The organism is Pantoea sp. X-Soil-YNGN-844 (assembly GCF_059730595.1).
Window position 1 is genome coordinate 146,491 of record NZ_AP036009.1, and the last position, 26,660, is coordinate 173,150.

A 26,660-nucleotide genomic window follows, 5' to 3' on the forward strand; every position below is an offset into this window, starting at 1 on the left:
ACCTGCATTCCTGCAGGCTAACAAACAGCGTTGATTATAGGTTGTTACATCCGGTTAAACATCCTGACGTTATCTTTTCCTGAACCGGGCCGATCGCGACATTGTGCCGCCAGTTCGCTTTGTAGCAGCCAGAACGGGTCACTTCCGGCGTGATTGCCAAAAACCTCGGTGTGGAACGCATCTGATGATGCACTGAGCAAAATGGTCATCCCTGACTATCCTGAAATAAAGGATATTAACCAGGAGAGAACAATGAAATTTTTCTACTTCGTTTCGCTTATCGCCTCTGCTCTCTATTTACTGATCTTCCTGCCCAAACTCCGCACCCGCCGTGAACCTATTGCCTACTGGGGATGCTGGATTTATCTGGGAGCAAACGCGATTTTCTGGGCGGTTTATGGCGTGCGGCACTATATTTAGCGTGGAATTTTAAGCAAAGCGGTAAATAATCATGTTTCTTTCGCTATGCTGCTGATAGGTAAGGCTGGCCCGGGCAACAGGATAAGTTTTCAGTAGCGGGTAGTTGCCGGTGATCGCTTTAAGCTTGTCAGCCTTTCTTCCCACGTAACAGGAGGATTTCTCCTCGGGTTCCGTTGTGGGATATAGTGGCTGCACTATCGTGAACACACATCTGCAAAACAGGTAATAACTGCAATGGCTCTGATCCCCAAAAACTATTCGCGGCTGGAAAGCGGCTACCGTGAGAAAGCACTTAAAATCTATCCGTGGGTGTGTGGGCGCTGCTCACGCGAATTTGTTTATTCAAATCTGCGCGAGCTGACGGTTCATCATATCGATCACGACCACACTAATAATCCGGAAGATGGCAGCAACTGGGAGTTGTTGTGTCTCTATTGTCACGATCACGAGCACTCAAAGTACACCGAGGCTGACCAGTATGGCACCCGCGTGGTGGCTGGCGAGGATGCACAAAAAGATGTGGGTGAGGCGACCTACAATCCGTTTGCCGATCTGAAGTCGATGCTGAATAAGAAGAAGTAACCGTTGAATGTTGAGCCTGTCAGGACAACAACGAGCTGACAGGCTCAGCCCCGTTCCGGACCTGCCGCATAAAAATCGCCTTGCAACTGGCAGGCCCGCGTGGCGCTATCCAGATCCAGACAGAGATCGACATCCTCCTGAAATCCGCGCTGTTGAAGTTCCAGGGCTGAAGCGCATTCGCGAAGAGATAACAGATTCAGCTGCCGCCAGGCGGCAACCGCGCCTGCTGCTTCCGGGGAGCAACGGTCATGCCCGATGGCTGCAATAATGCCACCGGCTGCAGCATAGTCCTCTATGGCCGGGCGAAGCGTGCCATCGGGCCAGCGCTCTCCACAGGGGATAACCAGAATACGCCCGAAGTTGCGACAGGCTTTTGCTGTCTGCGTGAGATTCCTGAAACAGCCGCTGAATACAGTGACGCCCGCAGCCATATCACGGGCCAGGAATGAAATCGTTGATCCATTGGGAGACGGCAGAACCAGTTTCTTGCCCTGTTCTATTTTCTGAATCGAGGCCGGAGAGAGACTAAAACCGCCTGCGTCAGACAGTCTGTCGTAGCTGGCGAGTCGTGCGCCGATGTTGTTTGCAAAACCGATGGCAGATGCATCTTTCCATGGATAAGGATAAACCTGTGCGCCATTATCGACCGCCAGGCTGACACAGGTAGAGAAGGACATCACATCAACGATGATGATGCACTCCACGTCTTTTGCCGCGTAGCGGACGGCAGCATCGCCCCACTCAAGACGAACGTTAAATCTCTCCTGATCCCACCATTGCATATCTCATCCTCCGTTACAGCCTGTCAGGTGTGCGCCGCTCAATCCACGACACGCCATTGGCGGGTCATCCCCGATTAAGTTATCAGCACAGTCAAAGTACATTGAAGTTATTACCGACACTAAAATTGAGGGCCAGTAACCTGGCCTTGTATAGTTAGTCTGGGCTTCAGACTTTTCAATAATAACCAGAGCGCAGAATGATGATTTCAAAAGAGAATGCAGAACACTATAGCTGGGGGGACGGGTGTGATGGCTGGTATCTGATGAACCGCAAAGATATGTTAGTCATTCATGAAAAAATGCCGCCCGGCACCCGTGAAAAAAGACACTATCATGCTTCATCCCGGCAGTTTTTCTTTGTTCTTCAGGGCGTGCTGTCGATGGAACTGGAGGGCGAAGTGCATGATATCAGTGCGCAACAGGGAATCGAAATTCCGCCACACGCTAAACACCAGGCCAGAAATAACAGCGATGCGCCAGTAGAATTTATTGTGATTTCTCATCCGACAACACGAGGCGATCGTACTGACCTCTCCTGATCGGCCAGCAGCGCCGGGCAATGGCGCTGTCTCATGATGTGGACAGATACCTGCTGAACGATAGTTTAAATACCAGAACGGATTATTAATTTGTGCGGTAATAACGACCCGTTATATTTCCCCGACTCCCGTTACGCTAATAATGCCGTTGTGAATATTCTTTCTGCTTTAACGTACAGTTGGAAATATTAACCGTAATGACTTTACCTGCAAGAAATCAAATTATTTAAATACCACAAAATCACCACCGCATTATTATTCACTTATAACAATACGTTACTTAAAATCCCTTTATTGCCAGTCATAACAGACTTTCTGTTCCTGATAAATTTCCCAGGGGATTACGCATGGCCGTCTCGTTTATTATCCCGTGACTCTCACGCTTATTTCATACCAAAAAAACAGAGCGCACGGCCCTACCGAAACATTTTGAGAAAAAATTTCGCTGAATAATAGCCAGAATCCACGTTGCTGTTCCTTTTTATGTACCAGGCTTAGCCAATAACAATAGAGACAATGTGGAGCATTATGAAAGAGCAAAATCGCACAAATGGCATCGCCCCTTATGGTGGTGCCGCCGGTGGCTGGGGCGCACTAAAGGCGGTTGCCGATGCGATCCGCGGTCAGATGTCAGTAAAGCAGGATGTGATTGCCCTGTTTAAAGTTAATCAGCCGCAGGGCTTTGACTGTCCGGGCTGCGCCTGGCCCGACCCGCAACATGCCTCATCATTTGAGTTCTGCGAAAACGGCGCAAAAGCCGTCTCCTGGGAAGCGACCAGCAAACGCACCACACCGGAATTTTTTGCCGCTCATACCGTGACTGAACTGTGGGAGCGCAGCGCACTGCATCTGGAGGGCGAAGGCCGCCTGACCCATCCGATGAAGTACGATGCCGCTACGGATACCTATCAGCCCATCGAATGGGAGACGGCGTACCGGGAGATTGGAGAGCATCTGCGCAGCTACGACGATCCGGACAGCGTAGAGTTTTATACCTCGGGACGCGCCTCCAATGAAGCGGCGTTTCTGTGGCAACTTTTCGCCCGCGAATATGGCACCAATAACTTCCCCGACTGCTCAAACATGTGCCATGAACCGACCAGTGTCGGGCTGCCGGAGTCAATTGGCGTCGGCAAAGGAACGGTAGAGCTGGAAGATTTTGATCACTGCGACCTGGTGCTTTGTATCGGTCACAATCCAGGTACCAACCATCCGCGCATGCTGGGCACGCTACGGGAAGTGTCGAAACGCGGTGCCACTATTGTGGCGATCAATCCGCTGCGTGAACGTGGGCTGGAGCGCTTTACTTCGCCGCAGAGCCCGATTGAGATGCTGTCAATGAGCTCCACTGAGCTGGCATCGACCTACTACAAGGTCAGGGTTGGCGGTGACGCAGCGATGTTGAAAGGGGTGATGAAGATCCTGCTCACTATGCACGAGGAGGCGCTGAGCAAAGGCGAACCCGGCGTGATTGATGAAGCATTTATTACTGAGCACACTGAAGGCTTTGACGCCCTGAAAGCCGACCTGGAAAGCACGGACTGGGAGCATATCCTGAAAGTCTCGGGCATGGCGCGTGAGGAGATCCAGCATATCGCCCGGCTCTACGCCAGCGCTGAACGAACCATCATCTGTTATGGCATGGGAATTACCCAGCACCAGTACGGTACGCAGAACGTCCAGCAAATCGCGAACCTACTGCTGATGCGCGGCAACATCGGTAAGCCGGGTGCGGGGATCTGTCCGTTACGCGGTCACTCCAATGTTCAGGGTGACCGCACAGTGGGCATCACTGAGATCCCGCCGCAGTCGCTGCTGGATAGCATTGAAAAGGTCTTTGGTTTCCGTCCGCCACAGGAACATGGTCATGGCGCTGTCGAGGCGATCAAGGCGATGCGCGATGGTAAAGCCAAAGCGCTGCTCTGCCTGGGCGGTAACCTGGCAGAGGCAATCTCCGATCCCCAGGTGACATTCCCGGCCATGCGCAAGCTGGATCTGGTGGTGCATATGGCCACCAAGCTTAATCGCTCACACCTGTTACTTGGAAAACATAACTATCTGCTGCCGGTGCTGGGCCGGACTGAGACCGATGTTCAGGCGACCGGCGCGCAAAGTGTGACCGTTGAAGATTCGATGTCGATGGTACACGCCTCGCGCGGTTCGCTAAACCCGGCTTCACCCCATCTGAAATCTGAACCGGCGCTGGTCGCCTCACTCGCTAAGGCAACCCTGCCAGACAGCGTGGTTGACTGGTCAGCCATGGTCGCCGATTACAGCCGCATCCGTGATGCCATTGAAGCCGTGTTCCCGGCTTTCGAAAACTTCAACGAGCGGATTAAGCATCCGGGTGGTTTCCGGCTCCATAACGCCGCATCAGAACGCGTCTGGCTCACGCCTTCCGGTCGTGCGCAGTTTAAAGTGATGCAGGGCATCAACGAAGATCCCCGCTCGCTGAAATGCCATGATCTGGTACTCACCACCCTGCGCAGTCACGATCAGTACAACACCACGCTGTATGGACTGAACGACCGTTATCGTGGGGTGACGGGCCGTCGCGATGTGCTGTTTATCAATGCGGAAGAGGCGGAGAAACGAGAGCTGCGTGTGGGTGACCGTGTCGATCTTATGGCGCTGGATCCGGAGGGTAATCCCACCTCGCGTCAGATGAAAAACCTGACCATCGTGATTATTGATATGGCACCGGGTTCAGTCGGCGCTTACTACCCGGAGGCTAATGTGATGGTTCCGCTCGACAGCCACGATACCAAAAGCGGCATTCCCGCCTATAAAAGTATTCCGATCGCTATGACGCGCGTAACCGACGAGACGCACACCACCTCAGGTATTCTTCGCTAGTCTGACCTGCCAGACAGTTAATATTGCCAGCGTGCCCGGTGTTCCGGTCACGCTGTTTTTTGTTTTTGCGGCCTGCTGGCATCCTTTTTTAGGCTCTCAAACTCTTTTATCAACGGTAAAGCACCCCGCGCGAAGTAACCCGAACGGCAGCATCGTATACACTGATGTGCTGAAAACAGCTTCATAAACGATTGTCTCTTATTTGCCTGCGCGGATATTCAGCGCCCTACCGGAAGACTGCCATGTTTCACCTGATTTTCAGCTTACCCAGCTGGTATGTTATTGCGCGCGTCATCATTCCCTTATCCCTGCCACTGGCAATCAAGATCCTGCTCTCCGCACTGGTTTTACTGGCCTCACAATATCTGCTGGTAAGCCGCTTTACGTCGGGCGGTATTTTCTCCGCCGAGATGCCCCGCATTATCATCATCCTGTTTAACTGGGCGTACAGCACCGTGCTGCTGCTGGCGCTGCTGCAGATGCTGATGGATGCGGTCATGCTGATCGCGCTGCTGTTGCGGCATCCGCTGGAACTGGCGCCCGGTGTTCGCTATCTGGCTGTGGTGCTGGCGATGGTACTGGCTGCCGTTGGGGTACAGCAGGCGATACGCGTGCCGCCAGTCAAAGAGGTAACACTGGTCCTGCCCAACCTGCCTGCTGAGTTTGAGGGCTATAAGTTGTTGCAGCTGACCGACCTTCATATCACGCGGTTGTTTAATGCGGCCTGGACCGCCGCGATGGTTGAGCGAGCGATGTCTCTCAACGCCGATCTGATTGTGGTAACGGGCGATGTGATCGATGGCAGCCTGGAACACAGGCGGCATGATGTCGCACCGCTGCGCGGGCTGGCCGCTCCTGACGGCGTATGGGCGATTACCGGTAACCACGAATATTTCTTCCATCAGACAGTCTGGACGGCCCATCTGGCGTCATTGGGGCTGCAGCCGCTGCTCAACAGCCATACCGTCATCCAGCGCGGCGCGGCAAAGCTGGTGATTGCCGGTCTGCCGGACGCCTCCGCACCCGGCAGAAATGCAACCGGTCCCGACCTGGCCCGCGCGCTGGCGCAGGCACCTGAAAACGCACCGGTGATCCTGCTGGATCATCAGCCGCGCAATGCCCGCCAGAACGCAGCGCAGGGCGTGGATGTGCAGCTTTCAGGGCATACGCATGGCGGGCTGATTATCGGACTGGACCGGCTGTTTGCTAAACCCAACGCCGGGTTTGTGTCCGGGCTTTATCAGGTTGGCGGAATGCAGCTCTATGTGAATAACGGCACCGCACTCTGGCCAGGCATGGCGGTCAGGCTGGGCCGTCCCTCGGAACTGACGCGGATTACGCTGCGCCGCCAGCGGTAATCGTCTGACGAAATTACGTCAGGAAAGTGCGGTTTTCGCAGGTATGCATAAGCTTGAGTGAGACAAAGGAGATCACCATGACGATGTTATGTACCGCCTGCGGGACGGCTTATCCCTCTGAAGCCCCGAATCAGCACTGTAAAATCTGTGAGGATGAACGTCAGTACGTTCCGGCTGCGGGTCAGGGTTGGATCGCGTTTGACGCGCTGCGCGCCAGCCACGCGAATAAGTGGACGGCCCACAGCGATGCGTTGTTAAGTCTTAAAACCGTGCCTGAATTTGCCATTAATCAGCGTGCCTTTCTGCTGCGTACGCCGCACGGCAACGTGCTCTGGGACTGCATCGCTAACCTTGATGACGCCACGTACACGCTGATCGCCGCGCTGGGCGGCATTGATGCTATCGCAATTTCTCATCCGCACTACTACACCACCATGCAGGAATGGGCTGAGGCGTTTAACGCGCCCCTGCATCTGCACGCCCGCGATCGGCAATGGATTGTCCGGGAGAGCCCGCATATCCGGTTCTGGGAGGAAGATTCACTGGCGCTGATGCCGGGTGTGACGCTGTTACGGCTGGGCGGCCACTTTCCCGGTGGCAGCGTGCTGCACTGGGACGAGGGCGAAGGGGTGATGCTGGCGGGGGATATCATTCAGGTCACGCCGGGTGCGCATGGCGTGTCGTTTATGTGGAGCTACCCAAATATGCTGCCGCTATCCGCCGCCACTGTAGGCGACATCCTGCATCGGCTTGATGACGTAACATTCGGGCAGCTTTATGGCGCGTTTGAAGGTCAGGATATTCGTAAGCAGGCGAAAGAGAAAGTGATGCAGTCGGGAGAAACCTATCTGGCCTGTCTGCGCGATCATCAGGCGTAGCAGGCGTTGAGAGAATAACAGCCGCCCACAGGTGGCGGCTGTTTTAACACCATTATGCCGTCTGGAACACCGCAACCATGGTACGCAACTGCCCTGCGCGTGCAGCAAGCTCATCAGCAGAGGAGGCCGACTCTTCCACCAGCACGGCGTTCTGCTGCGTCACCTGATCCATCTGGTTCACTGCAATGTTGACCTGCGAAATACCACTGCTCTGCTCCTCAGATGAAGAAGAGATATCACGCATCAGCTGAGAGGTCTGTTCAATAGCACTGACGCTCTGCTTCACTTTGTCGCCTGCGTTCTGCGCCATCGCAATCCCTTCCTGCGCGTGACCGACCGACTGCTCAATCAGGCTCTTGATCTCTTTTGCTGCACTGGCTGAACGTTGTGCCAGCGCACGCACTTCGGATGCGACAACCGCAAAACCTTTGCCCTGCTCACCGGCGCGCGCCGCTTCAACCGCTGCGTTCAGTGCCAGAATATTGGTCTGGAAGGCGATGCTGTCGATCACGGAGGTGATCTCTTCAATCTGACCCGAACTGCCGCGGATTTTGTGCATGGTCTGCATCACGGAATCCATCGCCGCGCCGCTTAACAGTGCCGCCTGCGTCGCTGATTCTGCGCGATCAGAGGCAAAGCGGGTGTTATCCGCATTCTGCTGAATAATTGATGCCAGCTGTTCCATGCTGGCCGCTGTTTCAGCCAGTGAAGCCGCCTGCTGTTCGGTGCGTGACGAAAGGTCGCCATTGCCACGGGCAATCTCTTCCGAAGAGTTGGCGATGGTGGCGGCGTTGCCTTTGATATCCGAAACCAGTTGGGCAAGACGCTGCTGCATCCGCATCAGCGCATTCAGCAGTTCAGCCATTTCATTACTGCCGGAAATCGTCAGCTGTGCTGTCAGATCGCCCGCCGCGACGCGACTGGCCACTTCGACCGCTTCTTTGACCGGGCGGGTGACAGAACGGGTGATCATAGCTGCCAGCAGGATGGACAGCACGGCAATCGCCAGCAAGCCCGCCAGCAGCAGATACTGTGCCTGACGACGTGTATCAATTTGCGATTGCAGTAACTCCTGCAAACGGGCACTGCTCTGGGTACTCAGCATGCCGTAGCGGTTGATCGCCTCAGTTAAGACCCGTACATATTCAACCGGGGTAATGCTGACCTGTCCGGTTACAATGGCACCCTCAGCCAGCTGTAATGCACTCAGAGCCTGCTGTTTCGCATTCTCCGCCAGGTCACCAAAGGTCGTCTTAAGATCGGGTTCAATCATGAACACCTTATCCATATTGCCGCTGAACTGTGATAAGGCCGTTTTGCCATTATCTATCTGGAATGCCAGACGACTGCGATCGGCATCCGATGCTTTACCGCTGGCAATCAGCGAAGCACCATTCCCGCGAATCTGACCCAGGGTTTCAGTGAGCAGCGGCAGGCGGCTGTAAATGCTGACGATCAACTGATAGGTGTTTAAATCGGCATCCAGCGAAAGCTGATAAAAATCCAGTACATCCTGACTGGTGTCCAGGAGCACCTGGATCAGATGAGTATGCCGCGTCAGGCTGCTCGCCAGGGTCAGCCGGCCGCCATTGAGATCTTCCTGCAGCTGACGCCACTCCTGATTAACCTGCTCAAGGCGCTTTAATGGCTGAGCCTGCTCATCGCTCTGACGCAAATCGGCAGCAATGCTGTCAGATAAGCTGTTGATCTGTGTGACCAGGGCCAGGCGCGGCGGATTATCCATTTTGTTCTGGCCAATCGCTATAGCGCTTTCCGCCCGATGGCGCTGCAGCAGGTTCAGCAGCTGCAGGACTTTTTTCTCAACCGGAATACCGGTGAGTTCGACTTTTTTGGTATCAATAAGCTGGTTGCCTGTCTGAATAAACAGAAAGGTAGGTAAAATAAATAACACCAGTGCAAAGGCTCCCAGTAACAGGAATTTTGCTGGCAAATTAATCCGGTCGAGTATTTTTTTCATTCTTTTCCGCTCTGATGTGTGGGGCGTGCAGGTGAGTAGTGCACAAAATTGCTCGTGTCATATTATTTTTACCCTTTCTTTGACATAGCCAGAGACGCCTCATGCAACGCAATATCGCCATGAAGAAAGGGGTTGGGTATAAAAATTCAGAAATGCATATCGCAACAGAAAGGAGTATAGATTGCGGTACGTTATTTTACAGTGAATAAAATGACGATATTTACTGCAAGTTTCACCTAAGTTAAATCTTAAAATAATGATATATATCAATAATATAAAATAATAATGCACATATCGGTATTTTTAGTCGTAAGCCTGACTTCAGCATCACCGTTATGAAAATAAAGAAATTCAAGTTAATGCATCTATCGCCGATAACAGACATCCGCACTGTATCGAATCAATTTCCATTACGCTATTAACCCTGACGAACTCTTTTCTTATAAATATCGACACAGTCTCACCTCACTCTAAAGAGTTAATTCCGGCAGGACATTTTAATAATGAAATCGATTTCATTTCATTTTTATTTGAATAAAAATTATTCTTATTTCGCTCATAAAAGATAAAAAAAAGCCCCCACAGTGTGGAGGCCAGGATTTTACTGCTCAGCTATCAGAAACTTTCCCAGTTTGCCTGAGTCATGTCGACGGTGTGGCGCTCAGGCTGCTTCGCCTGCAGTACCGGACGGCGTACACCAGCGGGCTGTTGCGACTGCGCGGCACGCTGGTTGCTCTCCAGTGTAAAGGTCGCTACCAGCCCTGACAGCGTCTCTGCCTGCTCCTGCAGGGATTTAGAGGCGGATGAAGCCTCTTCTACCAGTGAGGCGTTCTGTTGCGTCACCTCATCCATCTGGCCGATCGCCTGATGAACCTGCTCAATGCCCTTGCTCTGCTCAGACGTCGCCGCGGCGATTTCATTGACCAGATCGGCTACCTGCTGAATCGCCTGACGGACATTTTCACTGTTTGATCCCACGCCGCTGGCCTGCTCTAAACCGTGCTCCACCTGTGAAACCGACGTTGAAATAAGGTCTTTGATTTCACGTGCGGCAGACGAGGAACGCTGCGCCAGATTACGCACTTCAGACGCGACCACAGCAAAACCGCGACCATGTTCACCTGCACGTGCTGCTTCGACTGCCGCATTCAGTGCCAGGATATTGGTCTGGAAAGCGATACCTTCGATCAGCCCGGTGATTTCAGAAATTTTGGCTGAGCTGGCGCGGATTTCATCCATGGTGTTGAGCATCTGCTTCACTGACGTGCCATTCTGGATCGACATGTGATTGGCGTTATTCGCCAGGCTGCTGGCCTGATGCGCGCCTTCTGAGTTCTGACGAACCGTTTCGCTCAGCGTCGCCATGCTGGCTGCTGTCTGCTCCAGAGATGCCGCCTGCTCTTCAGTACGCGCGGAAAGATCTTCGTTACCTGCAGCAATCTGCGTGGATCCGGCACTGACCGATTGCGCGGCGTGACTGACCGAAAGCAGCGTGCCGGAAACGCGTGACAGCAACTGGTTAAACGCCATCGCCGTTTTGCCGATCTCATCCTTACTGCTGACTTCCGCGGTATGGGTCAGGTCAAGCGTATGACTCACCTGTGTCATGGTGTTGACGATGCCTGAGAGGCTTCTTTTAATGCCGAGGATCACCTTAGCGGAGAAACCGGCCAGCAGCAGAACAAGCAGCAGCGAACCACCAGACATCGCCCACAGCGTTTGCGAATAAATGCGCTTGTTCTCAGCCCTGAGCTGTTCGCCAATATCAATATTCAGCTGAATCTGACGGGTGAAATCCGCTTCCATTTTACGGGCAGCAGCCCCTACACCATTATCACTCTGGAGTAACGGAAGCGTGACCGCATCATTATGGGCGCGTGACGCGGCAAGAAATGCCGGTAATGCGCTGCGAACCGCATCCAGATTTTTATAGGCCTGCTCGGTCATCGCTTTATCTTCATCACTGGAGATGTCATTCGCCATGTAATAATCATTCAGTGATTTAACCTGCTGAAGCAGATTTTCAATGCGCTCTTCCGCAGCAGGGAGTTTTGTCGCATCGTTAGTGCTCTGGTGGCGATAAAGAGCAATCCCTATCTGATTAGTGACACTGATCGATTTGTTAAGGTCACGAATGCTGGGTATCGCATTCATCTGTACGTATTCAAAACGGGATTGAAAGCCCGAAATCACTGATAAAGAAATAATCACCAGTGCAATCAGTGACATTGCAAGCAGTGAGAAAATCAATACCAGACGCTGTGTAATAGTCATAAACGTCCCCTGGAAAGAAAATAAGTGTGAACCTGGTTTGAACTGGATTGTTTTTATCGGCTTTCGTCTGCAGGGCTTTAATCAATCGTGGAGGATATATTTTTTTATTTTTCCTTGCGTCTGTAACAGAATGAACTAGTTCACGACGTTCTCAGTGAGTGATCCCCTTTCATCTTTCCCCTTTAATAACGCATGCTGACGAAAATCTGCCTGCCTGCTTACACGCTGTTTACACAACCCGATGGTCAGGATCAGGCTTGAGATGCTGTCAGTTGAGATCTGATGATTAGCCTGCTAATTCAACAGGATGGCTGACGATAATTATTGGTAAGAGGCACGTCAACATCATGAGAGAGGGCAACAGATCCTGCAACTTCAGTGCTGCGAATAACAGGCGTTGCCGGCGACAAACATTCGAAATGGGCGCGTGTCATCAGATTAACTGATACGTGTGAACGTAGCCGGATGAACACGGGCGGTACATCTCTGAGATTTTAGCCATTTGTGTCAGGGCCAGATTAAATCAGGGAATTCACTGGCGGAATGCTGATTCTGGTCTATGCTCACTGGCCCGACCAGGCTTAAGTCTGTCGCGCAGCAATATCGCTTACAATAAAAAAGGTAGTTCTCATGGATTTAGCCACATTTGAAACCAGAACCGGTCTTTGGCCACACATGCAGTTTACAGATGTTGAATATGAAGAGTGCAGTGCTGGCTTTGAAATCTACGCCATTGATGTCAGCCGCCAGACGAAGAGCAAGCTGTTTATCTGTCGCGTCACAACTGAACAGCAGGCAGCGTCGCTGACGGCGCAGTTCAAAGAGTGGCTGCCAAAGTTAAAGCTTAAAAAGCGTAAAGTTGCGCTAAACCTGGCACGCATGGCCTGCGAGAAGAGCTATCCCGCTAATCCTAACTATCAGGATCGGTCAGATATGGGTCGTCATTCGTCCAGGCTCTGAAGCCATTCAGTCGCATCTGCCAGAACAGCCTGGCTGAAATACCTGCACTATGGTGTTATTTCCCGTTCTGCGGCGCGTGTTAACTGTGCGCCGCAGGCATCTGAAACAACCGACACTCACCAGGCTCAACAGAAATATCACTGAAGGTTGTGATATGCATCTCGATCCAGGTATTTGCGGCCCGCAGTGTATGAGGTGCGTTGCGCTGTTGCAGCTCCGCCACAAAATCCCGGGTGCTGACCGTAAACTGACCGGCATCATCCTGTCTTGTCGCGTTTCTGAACGCATGCCAGATCTCATCATCCTGTGACATCACATAGACTCCACAACGGCTTTTGTTTGAAATAGTGCTGTATGCATGAACAGTATATTTAATCCATCAGGCGGTCAAGTCTGCATTCACATGCTTTGGATGCCGGAATTATGGCCATTAATAGCCGTAGCCGCAGGCAGATCAGGACTTTAATCCTAATCTTAGTAATCGTTTTCATATCTGATTAACTGACTGATCCTGCTAATTATTTTATATTGTAAGCATTTTAATTATTTGATATCTAACTAAAAAAAAGGTTAACCGCAGCGGAAATAACAGCGGTTTTGCCCTATCTTTAAATGGCTCTGCAACGAAATCCACTTCTGTTTCAGAGCGATCTGACTCCTACCCTTGCCCCCCTTTAAAGGGGGCACTTTTTCAGATACTGCAGATGTCGACACGCAGTTAACTCTGCAGACCGGTGATGTTTACGCGTGCCGGTTAAACCTGCTGAAGACGTTAAGATTACGACTGGAAAAGTGGTGGATTTGTAACCTGATAATTCAATGGCTGCGCTGATATGATTAAAAACGCAAACCAGTTGATTGAATATCAGGACAATTTTCTGAAATATCAGAGAAACTGATTTTTAGCCGCGTAATCATCCCGCAAGAACAACATGGTATGGAGAATATAAAGCGCGTAATAATCAGGCACAAACCGAATGACCGGCGCCTCACCAGGGATGTCGTGACGTTATAATAATGCGCTATATTCGCTCTTCGCCCCCGCTTTTGCGGGGGCTTTTCTTTTATCTCTGCTTATTCGCCGGTTTATTATCGAGACGCCATCTGACATGTGTGTGCTTAATGCCTGAAGTATTTCCCTGCCCTGTGCCCGGTTTGATGCCGCAATCAGAACGATATATTGGCCGCAGTTATGCCCTTAACCATCAATATTTCTGTGGTATGGTTAATAAGTAACTTCCTGCCATGTGAGTCTGCTTATGCTCTCCACCCTGATTTACCGTAGCCAGCTTGCGGGTTCGGTCTCGCCAGAGAAGCTTAAAGCGCTGGTGGAGCGCGCCAGTATCAAAAACGCTGAAGCTGAAGTCACCGGAATATTGCTCTATGACGGGCAGCACTTTTTTCAGGTGCTTGAAGGGAGCGTCGAGAACGTTCACACGGTGTTCCAGCGTATCAGTCGGGATGAGCGGCATTTTAATCTGATTGAACTGATGCGAGATTATGCCCCTGCACGTCGCTTTGGTCATGCCGGTATGGCCTTATTTGATTTACGTGACTATCAGAAACATAGCGTCGTGGAAGCCCTGCTTAAACGGGTCACCCTGACTGATGAACGAATCAGACATGACCGGGTAGTGAAGTTCCTGCGTTCTTTTGTCGAAGGCAGAGATAAAGAGACGTTTATCGGGATTGCCCCTGCCAGCGAGTGGACACTGACTGCACCCCTTACCGTCAGTGCCCGGCCCCCCCTGCAGCCTGCAGCGGATCAGCGCTGTGAATTTGCGCTTCAGCCTATCGTAGACGCAGCGAATCGCCGGATTGTCTCCTGCGAAGCTCTGATACGCGGTCTTCAGGGCGCACCACCCGCAGACTACTTTTCACAGCTGCCGGAAGGTGAGCGTTATCAGGCGGACCTCCATTCTAAAACCTACGCGTTTCAGCTGGCCAGACATCTCGGCCTGCGGGAGCAGACGATCTCCGTCAACCTGCTGCCTATGTCGCTGGTAGTGATCGACGATGCGGTTGACCATCTCATTCAGCAGATCAGGCAACAGGGATTGCGCCCTGAGCAGGTGGTGGTTGAGGTGACTGAAGATGAGGTCATCTCCCGCTTCGATGCCTTTCAGTTTGCTGTGCGGCAGCTGAAAGCAGCCGGAATCAGCCTGGCCCTTGATGATTTTGGTGCCGGTTTTGCCGGCCTGTCGCTGCTGGCCGATTTCCAGCCCGACAAAGTTAAGATCGATCGCAAGCTGATAACCGATATTCATCGCAGCGGCCCGCGTCAGGCGATTGTGCTGGCCATCCTTAAATGCTGCCAGGCGCTGGAAATCACAGTCATTGCGGAAGGCGTCGAGAAAATGGAAGAGTGGCTCTGGCTGGAAGGTGCCGGGGTCCGCTATTACCAGGGCTTTCTGTTTGCCCGCCCTGCCCTTAATGCCCTGCCTGCCGTGAGCTGGCCTGCACGACACCCGTAATTTGCCCGACAGAAACACTCCCCCACCTGCCCTTTTGCTTATAGTTTGAAGCGGCTCACACCGCTTCGCTGCAAAAAGCAAAAGCTGTGCCATGCTTGATCCATCTGACAGCCTTCTGGCAGGACAGATATTCATCAGGTCTCTGGATAACAACCGGAATTGGGAGAATCACCATGAACGAAGATCGCATTGGCGGCAACTGGAAGCAGTTCAAAGGTAAGGTCAAGGAAAAATGGGGTGATCTTACGGATGATGATATGACCGTTGTAGAAGGGAAGCGCGATCAGCTGGTCGGTAAAATTCAGGAACGCTACGGCTACGAGAAAGACCGTGCCGAAAAAGAAGTGAAAGAGTGGGAAGATTCCAACAAGTACCACTGGTAAAGCGTTCTTAATCGCCGGGCGTCTCTGCGCCCGGCACCTGCCTGTCAGCTCCCTCTCCATCTGTTCATTGACTCACTGACATCTCTGCACCTGTCGCAGAGACAGATTATGGAAATGATTGTTTCTTTATTTATTTATTCCTGGCGCGCATACTGCGGCCATCTTTCCCGATCGGGGGATCGCTACGCTTCACGGACATCAACTATGCCTCATCACTCTACCGACACCATATGTGGTCTCGTCGGTGTTCTTCCTGAAACCCTGCGTCGCTGGCGCCGGGCCGGGCTGATCACACCGCCTGGCCCTGCTGGCTACTCAGATCAGCAGCTCACGCGCGCGCTCTGCGTTCGTGAAATGACATCAGGAGGCCATACGCTGTTTGATATCCATGCTGCCCTTAACTGGCCCAGCGTCACGCTGCCCGGCGGCTGGGCCTGCCGGGAAGAGGACATGTTGCAACTGCTGGCGAACAATCCGGACGCAGATGTTGAGCGTGAACTGCAGATGATGAATACCGACTACTGTGGCGATGACTATGTTAATCGCTATCTGCGGCCGCTTAACCTCTGGCTGCGTTCTGACCTCAGCGAAGGAGCAGCCCAGCGTCAGCAGCGTTTTCATAATGCCGTCATCGGCCAGTGGGATCGCCTGTCGCTGGCCGCACGGCGACGCAGCACCGTACCGCTGTTTCTTGAAGCGGTCAGCGTAACGGATGAAACCGAGATCTGGATGGAGGCGATACGGCTCAACGGACAGGGCTTTCGGGTTGAAGTCGCAGCGGCCGCATGCGGTGTTCCCGCTGTAGCGCTTCAACGCTTTGAGCATCATCTGATGTGGTGTGGCGATGGTATCAGTGCATCGATGAAGGCGGCATTTCACGCCAGCCTGGAGGCGGGTGATCCCGTTATGCTGACCGGAACAAATACCGAATTGCAAACCCCTGTCTGCGCTATGTCTGCCAGCGCCTGACGCGGTTGATCTTCTTCCCTGCCAGCAGTTAAAAGGGCAGAAACAGCCTGAGCCGCTTCCGCCCTGTTCACATTACTGATGTTCCAGCGTTTGTGGTCCGCCGATCGCAATCGGGATACGGCGCGGTTTCTCGCTCTCCGGTATCTCCTGGATCAAATCAATGCTGAGTAAACCGTCTGCCAGACTGGCACCGATCACCTTCATATGCTCCGGAATCGAAAAGCTTAGCTGGAAATCGTGCCGGGAAATGCCGCGATGGATCCAGCCGCTGTTTTCCTGCCGGGCTTTGCCGGACGACTTCCCAGATGCATCATCCCGGTGACCTGCCACCGAAAGCCGGCCGCCACGTAATTCTATCTCCAGCTCATGCTCTTTCCAGCCGGGTACGCTGACAGTCAGCGTGTACTGGTTATCCTCAACCCGCTGCAGATCGTAAGCGGGAGCTGACGTCACCGGATTGTCGCCAGTCAGCTGGCTGAACAATTTATCGATACGGTTAAAACGGTCTGAAAAGACAGAGTCCGTCAGCGAAGGAAAAACAGAAAACTGTTGTACTGACATGGTGATAATCTCCTGAACAGGTTCATCCAAAAGTTCATCTGACCGGTATGATATTCCCGATCATCGCTAAAATAGGGATCGGTTATCCGCTTTCAAGTGGCTTAATAGAATTTTTTTAACGTGACTGTACGGCCGGTTATCACAGAAAACCATTTCAGGGTATTCACTGAGCCGTTACTTTTTGCTCTGAGGCGCAAGAGTGAAATGGGGATGACAACCCGCCAGTAATAACAGCAGTTCATATTCACCCTGGCTAAGTAGCGTCGGATTACCTGCCGCTTCTTTGGTTTGCCAGACTCTCAGGCTAAGGTCAAAACGCTCAGCGGCGCTCTGTTGTGAGAGGCCAGCGGCAAGACGAAGTTCACGCACATTACTCTGGACAACCACAGGCGGCTTGGGGGGACGATTAACCAAACAAAGACTCCTTCAACATGATTAAAAACGCAAAAGCACAGCGCTTCGCCAGCAGTTGAAGCGAAGCGGCCTGAAAGCGCTCAGAGCGAAAGACCAGAGAATAATTGACTATTTTGCTTAAATGTCAAATTTCAGAATCAACAATTAAGCGAAATTTTCCCGTAAGCGAAGCGGCATATTTCGTCCTGACAGCGCTTTTCCTATTTCCTTAGAATGCTTTATTTCTTCCGCCAGGAATTATCCTGTTATTTGACTTAAGAACCATTCAGGGATTAATCCGCTACCTCAATGCTGCTTTCTTCATCAGGATAGATGTTTAGCCTGAGATTCCTGTTCAGGCTGCATCATTGAAACCAGAGGAGGATAATAAATGAAAAATCCCATCCAGCGTCGCTCACCCGACGATCTGTCGCATGTGGAAATTCGCGAACAGTGGCAAATCACCTACTGGACTCAGGAGCTGAGGACAACCCAGGAAAGACTGACACGCGCGATCCGTGAAAGCGGCGCGCGGACCGAACAGGTGCGTGACTGGCTGGAACAGAACCCGCCCCCACGTCGCCCGGCTCAATCTCTGAATGGCATCAAACGTTAAGCTGATTGCTGACAGAAACGCTGTGTTAACGCCGGCATTGCGGTGGATTGGCCTGCATCAGCCCGGAGCACGCTGACAGGTCATCTCTGCCGGTCCGGGTTCCTGCCCGGCTTTTGCGTTGTGTTTGAAGAGGTTATCCCGCAGAGTAGCCTGTGCATAACGATCCTGCCTCCGGCATCATGACTGTTCTCCCAGAAAACCGAGTTAGAAATAATAGTAACCATCCTGAATGCTTATTGATTTTCTGCCTGAAAATAAACCTTAACAGCGCTGAAACACCGGGCTGAAAATATAAAAGGTAAATAATCAGGCACCGCTTCGATTAAATTTTCGAATCGTAAATATTGCCTTTATGCGTTAAAGAAAATATTAAGAGACACCTGCCGCATAGTCCCTTATCATCAGGATGAAAATAAAAAATACGCTATATTTCCTGCCGCCCGAATGAAATTTCGCTCAGGACAGTTTTCTTTTTTCGCTCCGTAATCAGCCGGTGCGGAGGTTACACACACATGCTCAAGAATCTAAACGGCGACAATGAACGCCGAAGTCGTGCTTTGCAGGCACTGCGCAACCCTGACGAAAGTCGCGATGATGTTCTGCGAAAATTTGTCCGCTTAGCCAGTCAGGCCCTGGGTATCCCGGGAAGCTTTATCTCGGTGCTGGATGACGAGTACCAGACCGTACGGGCGTCACATAACTTTGATCTGCAACGTTCAACGCGTGGGGATTCACTCTGCCGTCATGTGGTAGACAGCGACAGCGCAGTGATCGTCCCGGATACCTATCACGATGCGCGTTTCGTGACGCATCCGCTGATCACCGGCTCACCTTTTATTCGTTTTTATGCCGGTGTGCCTCTCAAAACCCGCGACGGCATTATTCTGGGCACGCTCTGTGTTACCGACACCGAGCCGCATGCGTTTGCCGTTGAGCAGGTGACGACATTAACGCTGCTCTCCACGCTGGTCATGTCCTTTCTTGAAGCCTGGCATTCAGCTGGTTTTTGCGATCCGGTGACCGGATTGCCTAATCGCCAGCGTCTGATACGTGATTTGCAATATCTGGCCGTGGCTGGTGACACCACGCCACGCCGTCTGGTGCTGATTGATTGCATCGATATGTCACGTGCTTATGAACTGGCCCGCACCATGGGAATGAATCCGGTTGAAAGCCTGCTGAAGGATATGGCTACCCTGCTGCCGCTGCGTCTGCGCCCGGCAGTGGGTGAGATGATCTACACCGTGGCCACCGGGCGGTTTGCCATTCTGACCCGTGCTGATAGCAGACTGAGTGCAGCCTGGGTCGCCGGTCGCCTGGAAGGTATCAGTGCAGACATGGATGAGGGGCTGTCAGTTGCACTGACGCCTCATACCGGTGAGGCGGCCTTTGTTGCCGGCAGCATGTCAGCGTCGGAAGTGTTACGCCGCGCGGTCAGCGCCCTGAATGAAGCGGTCGGGCGCGGGCTGCCCTCTCAGCGTTTTGATATTGAGGCGGAAACACAGCGCTCAGAAGATTTCCTGCTGATGACCGATCTGAAAACCGCTTTGCGCGATAACATCGGGCTTTATCTGGTCTATCAGCCTAAGATTTGCCTGCAGAGTGGCAAACCGGTGGGCCTGGAAGCGCTCATCCGCTGGCGACATCCCAGCAGAGGAGAACTTTCACCTGCCGCCTTTATTCCGCTGGCCGAGCAGACCGATCTGCTCTCGGTGCTGACCGCCTGGATTATCGATCAGGCTGTTGAACGTCTCAGACGACTGCGTAATAACTGTATTCAGTTGCCACTGACCATCAACGTCAGCGTACGCGATTTTGCATGCGTGGGATTTGCTTCCGCGCTGGAAAACAAAATGCTGAAGGCTAAGCTTCCGACCTCGCTGCTGGGCATCGAATGTCTGGAGACAGAGCGTATCCTGGAAAGCCCCACCGCCCTTCACGGACTGGAGATGCTCAGAGAACGGGGATTCACGATTTCACTTGATGATTTTGGCGCAGGCTACAGCAATATCAGCTATCTTCGCCGTATGCCGCTGGATGTTATCAAGCTGGATCGCTCTCTGATCAGTGAACTCTCTTCTGATACGGCTTCACGCATTATTGCCCGCAGCATCATCGCCATGCTTAAAGAACTGGACTATACGGTGGTGGCAGAAGGCGTTGAGTGTCCTGACGCCGTGACATCCCTGACGGAATATGGCTGCGATCAGGCTCAGGGCTACTTCTATTCCAGGCCACTAAACGAAGAAGCGCTGGATCACTGGCTTCACTGGAAACTGCGTGGTGAGTGTCATTAAACCTGCGGGCTATACCGGTGTTGAACATTGCGCTCATGTCACTGCTTAGCTGCTGAATAATTTTCCGCTAAAGCCACAAGGCCGCCCTGATGGCGGTCTTATTTATGGTGCACTGAAATGAGTTTATCTGCGGAGATCCAGCAGCATTATTACCGTTACGGTGACTGAATTCAGATCTGCAGATTTGCCGCTTCGCTTAGTGCCACCTGCTCTGATGCAGTCTGTGCGAAAGTAACCAAGTAAAGGTGAAACATTTTTTGAACAATGATAGCGTGTCCGCAACAATCACGTAAAGCGGAGCTGCACATGCTAACCACCATAATCTATCGCAGCCATATTTCAGATGATTTTCCGGTCAGAACCCTTCCGGAAATGGTCGACAACGCCAGCAAAATCAATACTACACACGATGTAACCGGTATCCTGTTATTCAACGGCACCCATTTCTTCCAGTTACTTGAAGGCCCGGAAGCGGGCATTCAGGCCGTTTATCAGCGAATCTGTGCCGATCGCCGGCATCATAATGTGGTGGAGTTAATGCGCGACTATGCGCCTTCCCGACGTTTTGGTAATGCGGGCATGTCGCTGTTTGATCTGCGCGAACATGATCGCTCATCACTGCTACAGGCGGTGCTGGACAAAGGTACGTCTAAATATCGCCTGACCTATGATGATCGGGCACTGCAATTCCTGCGTACTTTTGTTGAGTCACGCGAGAAAGAAAACTACTACGAGGTTCTGCCGCCAGGTTACTGGGAGTTTATTTCAGAGCACACTAATGTGCCGGAGTCCCGTCCGGAGACAGAAGGGGTGAGCTTCCGGCCGGTGGTCGATCCGCTGGCACGTAAGGTGACCGCCATTGAAGCTGTCACCCTGCGTCCGGCACTTACCGGTGAAATTTCCGACGACCGGCTTTATGTTGACGATCTGGAAACCGTGAAAAAAACCTTTGCCCACGCTGGCCTGGTCTGTCCCGATGGTATGACGCTCTACGTGAGTCTGCTGCCAATGACGCTGGTTGTCATACCCGACGCCGTTGAGCACATTGTGGCAGCCATTCAGCAGGCGGGTCTGGTGCCGGAGCAGGTTGTTATTGGTGTGAGTGAAACCGGCGTGATTTCACAGCTGGATGCGTTCTCTGAAGCCGTACGCGCGTTAAAAGCGTTCGGGATCAGCCTGTCTATCGACAATTTTGGAGATGGCTCCGCGGGATTATCATTACTGACTCATATTCAGCCCGACCGTATCCGTATCGATGCCGGTATCACCCGCGACGTTCATCGTAGTGGGCCAAAGCAGGCGGTGGTGCAGGCGATCATCAAGTGCTGCTCAGCGCTGGAGATCACCGTTATCGCGGCAGGGATTGTACAGGCAGAAGAGTGGATGTGGCTGGAAGCTGCAGGCGTGATCAATTTCCAGGGTACGCTGTTCGCATCTGCGGGCCGCTATGAGGCCCAATCGGTCGCCTGGCCGGAATATCGCGAGGCGGTGTAACGTACGCGGTCTCAATAATCTTAAAGCGGTACGCCAGCGAGCGGCCGCTTTTTTTCATTTATGGCCCTGCCGACTCTCAGGAAAAAGCATCATTAACAGGCATCCCCTGCCTCCCTCTATTTATCTGCGCATTCTAAGCTTCTTTTGTAAACATCCTGGACGCGATACTGCATTTTTGAATGAGTTTCTGACGCATTTCCGGCATACATTTCCTGATAACCACTATAGCGAGTAACGCTTACAGGTTAACCACTATGGGAAGTGAATCTGATACTGAACTGCACTATCCGGGTATAGAATGTGACAAATATCCACTATAGCGAGCAAAGGTTCGCCAGAAGCGTTTATGACAACCACTGTAGCCAGTATGTTGCGCAATAATCATCCGGATTATGCCGATAAATCATTCAGGCAGACGATAAACGCTCAGATAACCACTGTAGCGAGTACCTGCTCACCTCTGTTCTCAGATGATAACCACTATATCGAGTAAGTTATCCAGAAAGAGAAGCCTGAGATTATCTGTGCTCAACAGTGCACCACGCACGATTCCCATGGGGGATAACCACTGTAGCGAGTAAAAAGGTCATGTGAAAATGTGCATGTAGCAGGAACAGAATAATAGCCCCTGCCCTGTTCTGTGCTGTTATTCGCTAAAATAGCTTTGTTCTGTAAACGAAATCATTCTGCTCATCCTGTAACACAACCACTGTAGCGAGTGCCTGTCATACCTTCCCCGTCATGCTGATTTTTTATTCTCATGGCACTGTGATAGACATAAATTGATAGTAAGCACTCACTTTAACGAACTGAGTATTTTTAACAGACAGAGTAAAATGATAATGCTAACCACTATAGCGAGTAATACCGTCCCTTCAATCTAAAAAAACAACCACTGTAGCGAGAATGTTGTAAGAACCGGGTCTGTCACCTGAACATTATCTGAACGCATCAGCCAATAAATCACCAGAAAACCACTATAGCGTGTAAATCTTTTGGGCAGAATGAGGCAAACCAGGATGAGATAGCCATTCCAGAATGGTAATAACCACTGTAGCGAGTGAAGCCGAAGAGCTGAATATCGCCTGCGGAACACGTCACATGGCATCGGGAGGAGAATCCGCGTTCTGTTAACCAGACCTGACTAACCACTGTAGCGAGTGATAAACACGATAACGCCTTATTGCAGCGTTTACAGTGAGGCCACGTACTGGCTAACCACTACAGGAAGCAGATCTTTTGTGAAGTCTAATGCACCCTCTGGGTCCGGGAGGCGGAATGGAAGACACAGCAAATTGCAGGATGTTTTTCAGGCAGGCGTATGTGGATATTGATGCTCTTTCGGGAAAGGACTAACCACTATAGCGAGTAGTCTTACTCGCTATAGTGGTCAGGGCTGTCAGATACCCTTAAACAGCCCATCTCTCGCTATAGTGGTTAGCAGGCAGCAGGGTTGTTGAGCCATGAACAATGTGGTGAACAGGCAACTAACGCTTTTTCTGTTTCCTGATTTTATTCAGTAACTCTTTTTCCTCGCGCGATACCATGACAAGTTCACTGCTTTCATCTTCACCCACCGGTTCGGGCAGATTGACATCAATAATAGTGGGATCATTGTCCAGATCGTCAAACTCGTCCATCTCATCATCGATCAGGTCTGCCTTGCTGAGCGGCAGTTCGGCCGGGCGCAGCTTGGGGTGACGATAATGGACCCAGAAGTACACGGAAGAGCCGCGGCGGGTCTCGGTATAATCGAGATAACCAATCTCTTTTAACTGCTCCATCGCTTTCCTGACTGTCGCATTCTGGGTGATCACGCGCGACGTAAGGTTAAGCCTTGCACGCAGGCGTGCCATGGATATTGGCGCAGGCTTAGGCGGAAGGCTTTCAATGAACGTATAAAGCGCCTGAGCGGACTCTTTGCGTGCCAGCTCGTTAATAGCCTTAAGCTGCAGCAGAACCTTTCTGTCGAACTGATACAGCTCAAAGATTTTGGGATCGGCCTGTAAGGTCACCGTGTCCTTTTTGACGCTGTATTTGGCGGACTGCACCAGATGCGTTGTGTAATTCTCTCCGCCCTTGCTGGTAAAAGTCAGGGTATTAGACGCAATCCGCGTCAGCGAAGCGTCCAGACGGCTTCTGAGCTTCGATGAGAGGCGCGCAGAAGGTATGCCGCAGAGTTTTGCAAATTCTACGAACGAGAGCGTTACCGTGTCTCCCAGACACTCATGCGTGGCGAATGCGCGAATGATCCCGACCCAGGTCTTAAAATCATTATCCATATCCAGCCGGGCACCCAAAATCTTGATGTTGTCATACCCTTCCGATCTGACCAGAGATAACTGTTTCAGATCCTGAGTCACATCCATCGCATTCATCTGGTTTTTCTGACTGCGCGCTGTGGATTTCAGCGTTGGAACAAACAAGCCAAGTCGCATCAACGCGACTGGCTGCACGGTGTTATTACTGTTGGGCGTCAGAGTAACAACTTCGCCTGTACGCTTATCTGTTTCGCTAAACGCATCAGCTATGTTCAGGATATCTGGTTCTTTTCTTGGCATTAGGAAGATCCGTGATGTGAACAGGCGAGAGCCGCTGTTACTCAATACAGTGGATATTAGCACTCACTATAGCGGTTAATCTACTTGCCATAGTGGTTATTTATCTCGATACAGTGGTTGTTTTACTCGCTACAGTGGTTAGCTAACCTTCTTTATCGCAGTGATACCAGGGGCTGAGGCTGCACAGGGATCTTTAAGGACCTTAAAAAGGATCTTATGTGGATCTGTTATTGGATCTGCTCGGTGGATAACCCGTTAAAAAAGCCTGCCCCCAGTTAATCAGAATCTCCGTTTTTACCTTGTTTCCTTGCCAAAGATTCTAAAACTGCAGCGGATGTGCTCAATCGGGGGTTATGCACATGAAAAAGTGTTATCTACTCGCTACAGTGGTTGTTGAGCACTCGCCAGCGCGGTTGCTTTACTCACTATAGTGGTTGTTGTGCTCTCTTCAGTGGTTGTTCTTCTCGCTACAGTGGATAGCAACACCCTTTCAGACCTTGTGCTGCGTGGCTTCAGAGCCTGTTGGGATCTGTTAAGGATCTCAATTTGATCTATTGAGGATCGACCAATTGGATCTGGCCTGTGAATAACGGGGATAAAACAGACACGATTCAGCGATAACCAAAGCTGACGTCAAACGGGTTTACAACTGCAGATACGAGATAAAGAATGCTATAAGCAGGTTCTGAGCGAGTTATTAGGTGTGGGAGCAATCTGTTGCTGACAAGGCAAAGCATTTAATCGGGTATGTGCCAATAACCATAAAGATATAAAGGTTTTAAGCTCTGAGCGAAGATCTCCCAGCTCTTTAGGTAAACTTTCAGGAGTGAAGAACAGGTTTTCACCATGAATTTAATAATGTATGTATTTGATAAATAAGTTATTTTTTCATATTTTCATAGTGAAAACACCCTGCTTATGATCCCAGAAATAACGTTTCTTAAGGTTGAAGATCGACTCATTAAGTCCGACTGGCTCCTGAATGAATTCAGACAGCGATAAGTTAGCGTAGCGATTGATACTTTTCCCCAACTTGACGAACCCAGTTCATAAAGAAATCTGTTATGCATAGTGACATTATCAGGTAACTGCAGGCGATCGTTTATAACGAGGGAAAAAGAAAGTTGATTGTCATGCCATTACACTAACCGAACAGACGATGTTTAAATTATGCGGATTTCCTTTTGCTGCTTAAGCGGTGTCTTACTGGTCATTACTATCTGGCTTGTTACTCTCAATCCCCTGCCCCATTCACAGAGCTCAATATTTCATCACAGTATTTATGAAACCGCTAAAGCTAACAGTATAAATAAAACATCTTTAAAAGGAGCAAAGTAAGTCAGCGATAAGAATAGAATCTCTGTCAGATGTAGTGACAAATGCTGGAGGACTCTGTGAGAAGCATCCACACAGACTATAAACAAATCGTAATTGAAAGTTATAAGAGGATATGAATTTCTGACAAGCTTACGACCAGCACCATTTCTTAGAGGAACAGACAGATTCTGTCCTGCCTATACAGGAGCTGTAACTCCAATACGCATATAACCATTTTTCGTGCAGAAGCTAAGAGCCCGATAGTTGATGTGTAGGGTTCCAGCCTGGCTCGATACATCTCCTCTCTTTTGCAGATTTATTAAGAAAGTGAGTAAAGCATCGCATCCTATAGCTTTGCCTTTATAGACCTTCTCGAAGAAGTCATGTCTAGCCTGGCTCTTAGCAAAGCTTACAATGCTGACAGATCGGCTCAGGGCCAGAAAAGAAATTCTTCGATTTCAATTGCGATGATCTTAAAAGTCAGAAAAGGTTAGTTTGGTAATGTATAAGGCTGATGTCTGTTCTTTTGAGGGAGCAAGGTTTTATTATCAATAAGAGAGTCGATAACTAAAAAGAGAGTACTGCCAGGGTGACCACTTAGGCTTTCCACTAACGTTTAAGCCACTATTTATAGTTAAAAGAATACTTGATGAAAACCCATTTTCGCTGCAGATTTTCACCAAGCAAATATTCTCGTAAGATACTGATATAAATGGATATATAGAAAATTTTCATGATGAAAATACCATGATCAGCAACTCAAATAAGGGCTACGATTGCCGACTGGGCATTTCTGTCATTACATAACTAAAACGAATATCGGGCACTACCCTCCACCATCAATTATCACACTCCTCTCTCATGCCTGTTCAACATACTCAAACTGAATGGACTACGGCCACAGAGCTCAAGAGATCCTCTTTTAAAGCTGACCAGAAATTTCCGACAACCATTCCACCACATGAGAC

General features: G+C 51.0%; 21 protein-coding genes. 13 read left to right on the top strand and 8 right to left on the bottom strand.

The annotated features are described in order from the left end of the window. Positions 1-44: 44 nt before the first annotated feature. Positions 45-209: a hypothetical protein gene (locus AC6I8C_RS21905; protein WP_156105749.1), complete on the bottom strand. Its 165-nt coding sequence runs from the start codon at positions 207-209 to the stop codon at positions 45-47. Positions 210-252: 43 nt separating this feature from the next. Between AC6I8C_RS21905 and AC6I8C_RS21910 the strand changes: the two genes are divergently transcribed. Together AC6I8C_RS21910 and yajD are read left to right on the top strand one after the other, a co-directional pair. After that, positions 253-420 carry a hypothetical protein gene (locus AC6I8C_RS21910; protein WP_167493470.1) on the top strand — a complete coding sequence of 56 codons (168 nt, stop codon included), beginning with the start codon at positions 253-255 and terminating at the stop codon, positions 418-420. Positions 421-654: 234 nt separating this feature from the next. After that, positions 655-1,002: an HNH nuclease YajD gene (gene yajD / locus AC6I8C_RS21915; RefSeq protein ID WP_013356513.1), complete on the top strand. Its 348-nt coding sequence runs from the start codon at positions 655-657 to the stop codon at positions 1,000-1,002. Between the two features lie 44 nt (positions 1,003-1,046). Here the strand turns inward: yajD and AC6I8C_RS21920 are convergent, their stop codons facing one another. Continuing rightward, a complete protein-coding gene (locus AC6I8C_RS21920; protein WP_497823869.1) occupies positions 1,047-1,784 on the bottom strand; it encodes a 2-phosphosulfolactate phosphatase in 738 nt (245 codons plus the stop codon). Positions 1,785-1,984: 200 nt separating this feature from the next. Between AC6I8C_RS21920 and AC6I8C_RS21925 the strand changes: the two genes are divergently transcribed. The 4 genes from AC6I8C_RS21925 (at position 1,985) to AC6I8C_RS21940 (ending at position 7,415) form a co-directional block, all read left to right on the top strand. Then, positions 1,985-2,323 carry a cupin domain-containing protein gene (locus tag AC6I8C_RS21925; RefSeq protein ID WP_033785317.1) on the top strand — a complete coding sequence of 113 codons (339 nt, stop codon included), beginning with the start codon at positions 1,985-1,987 and terminating at the stop codon, positions 2,321-2,323. Positions 2,324-2,851: 528 nt separating this feature from the next. Next, entirely contained in the window at positions 2,852-5,179 is a 2,328-nt protein-coding gene (locus AC6I8C_RS21930; RefSeq protein ID WP_497823870.1) for an FdhF/YdeP family oxidoreductase, read from the top strand. A 242-nt stretch (positions 5,180-5,421) separates the two neighbouring features. Next, on the top strand, positions 5,422-6,537 hold the full coding sequence (locus AC6I8C_RS21935) for a metallophosphoesterase (RefSeq protein WP_497823871.1): 1,116 nt from the start codon (positions 5,422-5,424) through the stop codon (positions 6,535-6,537). 77 nt (positions 6,538-6,614) lie between these two features. Next, positions 6,615-7,415, top strand: a complete 801-nt coding sequence (locus tag AC6I8C_RS21940; RefSeq protein WP_497823872.1) for an MBL fold metallo-hydrolase — start codon at positions 6,615-6,617, stop codon at positions 7,413-7,415. A 52-nt stretch (positions 7,416-7,467) separates the two neighbouring features. Here AC6I8C_RS21940 and AC6I8C_RS21945 read toward each other — a convergent pair whose 3' ends face one another. Together AC6I8C_RS21945 and AC6I8C_RS21950 are read right to left on the bottom strand one after the other, a co-directional pair. Beyond that, positions 7,468-9,393: a methyl-accepting chemotaxis protein gene (locus tag AC6I8C_RS21945; RefSeq protein ID WP_497823873.1), complete on the bottom strand. Its 1,926-nt coding sequence runs from the start codon at positions 9,391-9,393 to the stop codon at positions 7,468-7,470. A gap of 615 nt (positions 9,394-10,008) precedes the next feature. After that, positions 10,009-11,667, bottom strand: a complete 1,659-nt coding sequence (locus AC6I8C_RS21950) for a methyl-accepting chemotaxis protein (protein ID WP_497823874.1) — start codon at positions 11,665-11,667, stop codon at positions 10,009-10,011. Between the two features lie 630 nt (positions 11,668-12,297). Between AC6I8C_RS21950 and AC6I8C_RS21955 the strand changes: the two genes are divergently transcribed. Next, complete coding sequence (locus AC6I8C_RS21955; RefSeq protein ID WP_135911163.1) at positions 12,298-12,627, top strand: hypothetical protein; 330 nt, start codon at positions 12,298-12,300, stop codon at positions 12,625-12,627. 79 nt (positions 12,628-12,706) lie between these two features. Here AC6I8C_RS21955 and AC6I8C_RS21960 read toward each other — a convergent pair whose 3' ends face one another. After that, positions 12,707-12,940, bottom strand: a complete 234-nt coding sequence (locus AC6I8C_RS21960; RefSeq protein WP_497823875.1) for a DNA polymerase V subunit — start codon at positions 12,938-12,940, stop codon at positions 12,707-12,709. A 946-nt stretch (positions 12,941-13,886) separates the two neighbouring features. Between AC6I8C_RS21960 and AC6I8C_RS21965 the strand changes: the two genes are divergently transcribed. From AC6I8C_RS21965 to AC6I8C_RS21975, 3 genes are all read left to right on the top strand, one after another. Beyond that, entirely contained in the window at positions 13,887-15,101 is a 1,215-nt protein-coding gene (locus AC6I8C_RS21965; RefSeq protein ID WP_497823876.1) for a diguanylate phosphodiesterase, read from the top strand. Between the two features lie 173 nt (positions 15,102-15,274). Continuing rightward, complete coding sequence (locus AC6I8C_RS21970; RefSeq protein ID WP_010256969.1) at positions 15,275-15,484, top strand: CsbD family protein; 210 nt, start codon at positions 15,275-15,277, stop codon at positions 15,482-15,484. 204 nt (positions 15,485-15,688) lie between these two features. Continuing rightward, entirely contained in the window at positions 15,689-16,453 is a 765-nt protein-coding gene (locus tag AC6I8C_RS21975) for a MerR family transcriptional regulator (RefSeq protein ID WP_497823877.1), read from the top strand. 72 nt (positions 16,454-16,525) lie between these two features. Here the strand turns inward: AC6I8C_RS21975 and AC6I8C_RS21980 are convergent, their stop codons facing one another. Together AC6I8C_RS21980 and AC6I8C_RS21985 are read right to left on the bottom strand one after the other, a co-directional pair. Continuing rightward, the gene (locus AC6I8C_RS21980) at positions 16,526-17,014 is read right to left on the bottom strand and encodes an Hsp20 family protein (RefSeq protein WP_497823878.1); all 489 of its coding nucleotides are present in this window, start codon (positions 17,012-17,014) and stop codon (positions 16,526-16,528) included. A 174-nt stretch (positions 17,015-17,188) separates the two neighbouring features. Continuing rightward, positions 17,189-17,428: a hypothetical protein gene (locus AC6I8C_RS21985; RefSeq protein WP_013356499.1), complete on the bottom strand. Its 240-nt coding sequence runs from the start codon at positions 17,426-17,428 to the stop codon at positions 17,189-17,191. Between the two features lie 370 nt (positions 17,429-17,798). On the opposite strand from AC6I8C_RS21985, the gene AC6I8C_RS21990 reads away from it, so the two are divergent. The 3 genes from AC6I8C_RS21990 (at position 17,799) to AC6I8C_RS22000 (ending at position 21,814) form a co-directional block, all read left to right on the top strand. After that, positions 17,799-18,023 (top strand): DUF3606 domain-containing protein, encoded by a 225-nt coding sequence (locus AC6I8C_RS21990; protein WP_013356498.1) that lies wholly within the window; start codon positions 17,799-17,801, stop codon positions 18,021-18,023. Positions 18,024-18,535: 512 nt separating this feature from the next. Then, the gene (locus AC6I8C_RS21995; RefSeq protein WP_497823879.1) at positions 18,536-20,320 is read left to right on the top strand and encodes an EAL domain-containing protein; all 1,785 of its coding nucleotides are present in this window, start codon (positions 18,536-18,538) and stop codon (positions 20,318-20,320) included. A 306-nt stretch (positions 20,321-20,626) separates the two neighbouring features. After that, on the top strand, positions 20,627-21,814 hold the full coding sequence (locus AC6I8C_RS22000) for a diguanylate phosphodiesterase (RefSeq protein ID WP_497823880.1): 1,188 nt from the start codon (positions 20,627-20,629) through the stop codon (positions 21,812-21,814). A gap of 1,487 nt (positions 21,815-23,301) precedes the next feature. On the opposite strand, the gene AC6I8C_RS22005 is transcribed toward AC6I8C_RS22000, so the two are convergent. After that, the gene (locus AC6I8C_RS22005; protein WP_266306721.1) at positions 23,302-24,375 is read right to left on the bottom strand and encodes a RepB family plasmid replication initiator protein; all 1,074 of its coding nucleotides are present in this window, start codon (positions 24,373-24,375) and stop codon (positions 23,302-23,304) included. Positions 24,376-26,660 lie beyond the last annotated feature (2,285 nt).

Excerpts from the sequence above, each read along its gene's own strand:
- AC6I8C_RS21905 (WP_156105749.1), bottom strand. The coding sequence starts at position 209 with ATGACCATTTTGCTCAGTGCATCATCAGATGCGTTCCACACCGAGGTT.
- AC6I8C_RS21910 (WP_167493470.1), top strand. The coding sequence starts at position 253 with ATGAAATTTTTCTACTTCGTTTCGCTTATCGCCTCTGCTCTCTATTTA.
- yajD (WP_013356513.1), top strand. The coding sequence starts at position 655 with ATGGCTCTGATCCCCAAAAACTATTCGCGGCTGGAAAGCGGCTACCGT.
- AC6I8C_RS21920 (WP_497823869.1), bottom strand. The coding sequence starts at position 1,784 with ATGCAATGGTGGGATCAGGAGAGATTTAACGTTCGTCTTGAGTGGGGC.
- AC6I8C_RS21925 (WP_033785317.1), top strand. The coding sequence starts at position 1,985 with ATGATTTCAAAAGAGAATGCAGAACACTATAGCTGGGGGGACGGGTGT.
- AC6I8C_RS21930 (WP_497823870.1), top strand. The coding sequence starts at position 2,852 with ATGAAAGAGCAAAATCGCACAAATGGCATCGCCCCTTATGGTGGTGCC.
- AC6I8C_RS21935 (WP_497823871.1), top strand. The coding sequence starts at position 5,422 with ATGTTTCACCTGATTTTCAGCTTACCCAGCTGGTATGTTATTGCGCGC.
- AC6I8C_RS21940 (WP_497823872.1), top strand. The coding sequence starts at position 6,615 with ATGACGATGTTATGTACCGCCTGCGGGACGGCTTATCCCTCTGAAGCC.
- AC6I8C_RS21945 (WP_497823873.1), bottom strand. The coding sequence starts at position 9,393 with ATGAAAAAAATACTCGACCGGATTAATTTGCCAGCAAAATTCCTGTTA.
- AC6I8C_RS21950 (WP_497823874.1), bottom strand. The coding sequence starts at position 11,667 with ATGACTATTACACAGCGTCTGGTATTGATTTTCTCACTGCTTGCAATG.
- AC6I8C_RS21955 (WP_135911163.1), top strand. The coding sequence starts at position 12,298 with ATGGATTTAGCCACATTTGAAACCAGAACCGGTCTTTGGCCACACATG.
- AC6I8C_RS21960 (WP_497823875.1), bottom strand. The coding sequence starts at position 12,940 with ATGTCACAGGATGATGAGATCTGGCATGCGTTCAGAAACGCGACAAGA.
- AC6I8C_RS21965 (WP_497823876.1), top strand. The coding sequence starts at position 13,887 with ATGCTCTCCACCCTGATTTACCGTAGCCAGCTTGCGGGTTCGGTCTCG.
- AC6I8C_RS21970 (WP_010256969.1), top strand. The coding sequence starts at position 15,275 with ATGAACGAAGATCGCATTGGCGGCAACTGGAAGCAGTTCAAAGGTAAG.
- AC6I8C_RS21975 (WP_497823877.1), top strand. The coding sequence starts at position 15,689 with ATGCCTCATCACTCTACCGACACCATATGTGGTCTCGTCGGTGTTCTT.
- AC6I8C_RS21980 (WP_497823878.1), bottom strand. The coding sequence starts at position 17,014 with ATGTCAGTACAACAGTTTTCTGTTTTTCCTTCGCTGACGGACTCTGTC.
- AC6I8C_RS21990 (WP_013356498.1), top strand. The coding sequence starts at position 17,799 with ATGAAAAATCCCATCCAGCGTCGCTCACCCGACGATCTGTCGCATGTG.
- AC6I8C_RS21995 (WP_497823879.1), top strand. The coding sequence starts at position 18,536 with ATGCTCAAGAATCTAAACGGCGACAATGAACGCCGAAGTCGTGCTTTG.
- AC6I8C_RS22000 (WP_497823880.1), top strand. The coding sequence starts at position 20,627 with ATGCTAACCACCATAATCTATCGCAGCCATATTTCAGATGATTTTCCG.
- AC6I8C_RS22005 (WP_266306721.1), bottom strand. The coding sequence starts at position 24,375 with ATGCCAAGAAAAGAACCAGATATCCTGAACATAGCTGATGCGTTTAGC.